The following is a 3,672-nucleotide window of genomic DNA, read 5'->3' on the forward strand; positions in this document are numbered from 1 at the left end:
GACCATAGATTCCGTTTTCTCTATCGTCCCCATCAAGGCTCTGGCCAGCACGATGCCCTTGTCGGTTTGCATGGCCAGCTCGGTCAGCAACTGGACAGCCTGCCGGTAGTGGCCAATCGTGAACGGCTGGAAGCCGAACACCGTTTGCAGCTCGACCAGGTGCTCGCGTCGGGTCTGCTCACGCTGCCCGTACTCGTCCCAGCTTTCGATGCCGACCTTGAGCTGGTTGGCGACCAGTCTCAGCAATGGCGGGAACGGTGGCTCATCAGCGCCAAGGATGACGCCGGGAAAGCGCAGGTAGCAGAGCTGCACCGCGAAGCCCAGCCGATTGGCCGGGCCGCGCCGCTGCCGGATGATGGAGAGGTCGCTTTCGCTGAACGTGTAGTGACGGATCAACTCATCCTTGGTGTCCGGCAACGCCAGCAGGCTTTCGCGCTCGGCGGCGGAGAGGATCGAACGGCGGGGCATGCGGTTTCCTTCTTCTTGAAAACGTAGGTTTGTGACAAGCCCGCCAAGGCAACCGGCGCGGCACGGGAATCAAGGCATTGCGATTCTCGAAAATAGTTCTTGAAATTCTATTCTTGATTGCATATCATCTCAACGAGTTTCGATAAGAAAGGATGCCCATGCGACCGTCTGTTGTGCTTGACATGAAGCGAAGCGCAGTGCGTGAAGCGGTAGGCCGCTTTCGCGCCGCGAACCCGCGCGTCTTCGGCTCGGTGCTGCATGGCACCGACCGGGATGGCAGCGACCTCGACCTGTTGGTCGATGCGCTGCCCGGTGCCACGTTGTTGGACTTGGGCGATTTGGAAGAAGAACTGAAATCGCTGCTCGGCGTTGACGTCGATCTGCTGACTCCCGGCGACCTGCCGCCGAAGTTCCGGGCCAAGGTGCTCGCGGAGGCGCAACCGATATGAGCGAGAACCGCCTGCCCGATTACCTCGACCACATTCAGCAGGCCGCAACCGATGCGCGCAGCTTCGTGGAAGGGATGGCCAAGGACGACTTCTTGGCCGACAAGCGCACCCAGCAGGCCGTCATCATGAGCCTGATCGTCATCGGCGAGGCGGCCACAAAGGTGATGGATGGCTACGTCGAGTTCACCCAGGCGCATGCCGACGTGCCGTGGCGCAGCATGCGCAATATGCGTAATCGCATGGCTCACGGCTATTTCGACATCAACCTCGATGTGGTGTGGGAGACGGTACAGGAATGGCTGCCGGCGTTGCTCCAGCAATTGCCCGCCGTGCGTCAGGATGCCGACGATGAAGACCGTAACGACAACTGTGAAAGAGGAATCTCCGATGACTGTTGAATCGAGAATATTTTCTGTAGCCGAGTATGTTCAGCCGTCCGAAGGCGAGCCTATTCGTTCCGTTGTGCTTGAAACCCGAGACTCAATTATCGTGGTTTGGCATGTCCATCCCGGGCAGGAAATTGCGGCTCACATTCATCCTCACGGCCAAGACACGTGGACTGTTTTGTCGGGAATGGCTGATTACTTTCAGGGCAATGGGATTGTTCGTGCCCTCAGGGAAGGTGAGATAGCCGTGGCAAGACCGGGCCAAGTGCACGGGGCGCGAAATACAGGTACCGAGCCATTTGTGTTAGTCTCGGTTGTGGCATCAGCCAATGCCGGTTTCGTATTGGCTGAGCGATAGAGCCCAATCTCTGGAGTTGGTCCAATGAGCGGTCGGGGAGATAGGTAACAGACATGCAGCGGACACGGCTGCTAAACCAGGTCGCAAACCTCCTTGCGTCGCAGCGTGCCGCAAGCGACGCGATCAATCGAATGGGGTCGGCATGAGACTGAACACCATCCAGTTCCCGACCGCGTAGCCGCCTGTCCTGCCGATCAGGTCTTGACCATCGACGCCTGGGATCAGTCCTGAATGTTCTTGGAGACCACTACGTTATGAGCCGCAGCCGCCGCAAAACACCCATCGTCGGGCACACGACCTGCGGCAGCGAGCGCGAGGACAAGAAGCTCTGGCATCAGCGCTGGCGCACCCGTGAGCGCACGGCGCTGACCAGCGCGTCGCCCGAAGCCCTGAGCGCCCATCTGCCCCTGCTGGAAAACCAGGCCAGCAGCGTCTGGTCGATGGGCAAGGATGGCCGCTCCTACTGGCCCGTCAAGCGCCAGGCCGCCACGGCGGATCGCATCGCCAATCACAAGGGACGCAACCCGCAAGAACGCGCCTCCCTGAAAAAGCGCCTGCTGCGCAAGTGGATGAGCAAATGAAGCTCTCCTTCCATCAGCACATTGCGCTGTTCTGGATGATCGGTGCTCCGGGCGTCTTCGCGCCCGTGATCGAGAACGCCAAGCGGCCCGATGCCGGCGCCGTCATGGCGTGGGGTGTCGCGATCGTGGCGGTGATGATCCTCTTCACCCCTTTGCTGCTGCGCTGTCCACCATTCCGGCGCTGGTATGGCCGGACGGATGCGCTGTCGGAGCGGCAGCGCCAGGCGCTTGCCGAGCGCGGCCTGCGCCGCTACTACCAGACCGCTTTCGATGACGGCTACGTGCCCCGCGTGATGCCCTACGTGTGGCGCATCATCTGGACGGTCGGCGGGTTGATGGCTGTGACCGCCGTACTGCCTACCAACACCGGACGGCCAGCCTTCGATGCCTTGGTGGTCTTCTCGACCTGGTATCCGATAGGCGTGATGCTGCTGGTTTTCGCGTCGAGGCCCCTTGGCCGGTTGATTCGCCAAAGAGCACAGGAGCGGCGGAAATGAGCACGTCAACCATCGAGGCGCTGGCCAGCGCCTGGGCAAGGATTGCCGAGGAAGCGGAATTCCCCGCTGACTACGAGGGGACTGCCACACCACAAGCGCATCGGGCTAGCGAAGCTATTCAGGAGCAGATTCGGGAGCGCATCGTCGCCACCAACGACATGCGGCTGTTCAGCCTGCTGCACCTGCTGGGTCAGGCGTCGCTGCGCATGGAGCAAGCGCTGTGGCCGGAGGATTACGAGCGGATGACGCGCGAGGTTGAGGAAGCCCTGCGGCAAGCCACCGACGCCAACGCCAGATCGTACACCCACGAAGAAGTGATGCAGGCGATGCAGGAACGCATCGACCGGGCGCGAGACAAGCCATGTTGATTGGCTATGCGCGCGTCTCGACGCAGGATCAGAACCTGGAGCTGCAACGCGAAGCCTTGAGCAAGGCCGGATGTAAAAAGGTCTTCGAGGACAAGGTGAGTGGCACGCGGGCAGACCGGCCTGGCTTGGCCAAGACGCTCGAAATGCTGCGCGAAGGCGATACTTTGGTCGTCTGGAAGCTCGACCGGCTGGGCCGGTCGGTCAAGCAACTGGTCGATCTGGTCGGCGATCTGCACAAGCACGGTGTCCAGTTCAGGAGCCTCACCGACTCCATCGACACCGGCACACCATCCGGGCGGTTCTTCTTCCACGTCATGGCGAGCCTTGCCGAAATGGAGCGCGAGCTGACCGTCGAGCGCACCCGCGCCGGGCTGGAAGTCGCCAAGCAGCTCGGCCGCAAAGGCGGCCGCAAGCCGAAGATGACCGACAGCAAGATCGAGTCGGCCAAGAAGCTGCTGGCCAGCGGGGTGCCGCCCAAGGACGTGGCCAAGAACCTCGGCGTGTCCATTCCGACGCTGTACCGCTGGGTGCCAGCCTCCACGCACGCTTAGCGTGCTTTATTTAA

8 protein-coding genes are annotated in these 3,672 nt (G+C 61.4%); 7 read left to right on the plus strand and 1 reads right to left on the minus strand.

The window, feature by feature from the left end; translation table 11 throughout:
* A partial coding sequence (locus F0Q32_RS24515; RefSeq protein WP_045135633.1) for a DUF4158 domain-containing protein occupies nucleotides 1–468 on the minus strand: 468 nt, incomplete at its 3' end.
* A 158-nt stretch (nucleotides 469–626) separates the two neighbouring features.
* Here F0Q32_RS24515 and F0Q32_RS24520 point away from each other — a divergent pair.
* From F0Q32_RS24520 to F0Q32_RS24550, 7 genes are all read left to right on the plus strand, one after another.
* The gene (locus F0Q32_RS24520) at nucleotides 627–917 is read left to right on the plus strand and encodes a nucleotidyltransferase family protein (protein ID WP_001247892.1); all 291 of its coding nucleotides are present in this window, start codon (nucleotides 627–629) and stop codon (nucleotides 915–917) included.
* A complete protein-coding gene (locus tag F0Q32_RS24525; RefSeq protein WP_001293886.1) occupies nucleotides 914–1,315 on the plus strand; it encodes a DUF86 domain-containing protein in 402 nt (133 codons plus the stop codon). Before F0Q32_RS24520 ends, F0Q32_RS24525 begins: the two co-directional genes overlap by 4 nt.
* Entirely contained in the window at nucleotides 1,305–1,661 is a 357-nt protein-coding gene (locus F0Q32_RS24530) for a cupin domain-containing protein (RefSeq protein WP_000215515.1), read from the plus strand. The genes F0Q32_RS24525 and F0Q32_RS24530 overlap by 11 nt, the downstream gene beginning before the upstream one ends.
* A 254-nt stretch (nucleotides 1,662–1,915) precedes the next feature.
* Nucleotides 1,916–2,242, plus strand: a complete 327-nt coding sequence (locus F0Q32_RS24535; RefSeq protein ID WP_003100858.1) for a hypothetical protein — start codon at nucleotides 1,916–1,918, stop codon at nucleotides 2,240–2,242.
* Nucleotides 2,239–2,739, plus strand: coding sequence for a hypothetical protein (locus tag F0Q32_RS24540; protein WP_003100856.1), 501 nt, complete (start codon nucleotides 2,239–2,241; stop codon nucleotides 2,737–2,739). The genes F0Q32_RS24535 and F0Q32_RS24540 overlap by 4 nt, the downstream gene beginning before the upstream one ends.
* A complete protein-coding gene (locus F0Q32_RS24545) occupies nucleotides 2,736–3,107 on the plus strand; it encodes a hypothetical protein (RefSeq protein ID WP_003100853.1) in 372 nt (123 codons plus the stop codon). The genes F0Q32_RS24540 and F0Q32_RS24545 overlap by 4 nt, the downstream gene beginning before the upstream one ends.
* Nucleotides 3,101–3,658 (plus strand): recombinase family protein, encoded by a 558-nt coding sequence (locus tag F0Q32_RS24550; protein WP_003100847.1) that lies wholly within the window; start codon nucleotides 3,101–3,103, stop codon nucleotides 3,656–3,658. Before F0Q32_RS24545 ends, F0Q32_RS24550 begins: the two co-directional genes overlap by 7 nt.
* Nucleotides 3,659–3,672: the final 14 nt, after the last annotated feature.

The sequence above is a fragment of the Pseudocitrobacter sp. 73 genome, from assembly GCF_008369545.1.
Classification (GTDB): Bacteria; Pseudomonadota; Gammaproteobacteria; order Enterobacterales; family Enterobacteriaceae; genus Pseudocitrobacter; species Pseudocitrobacter vendiensis.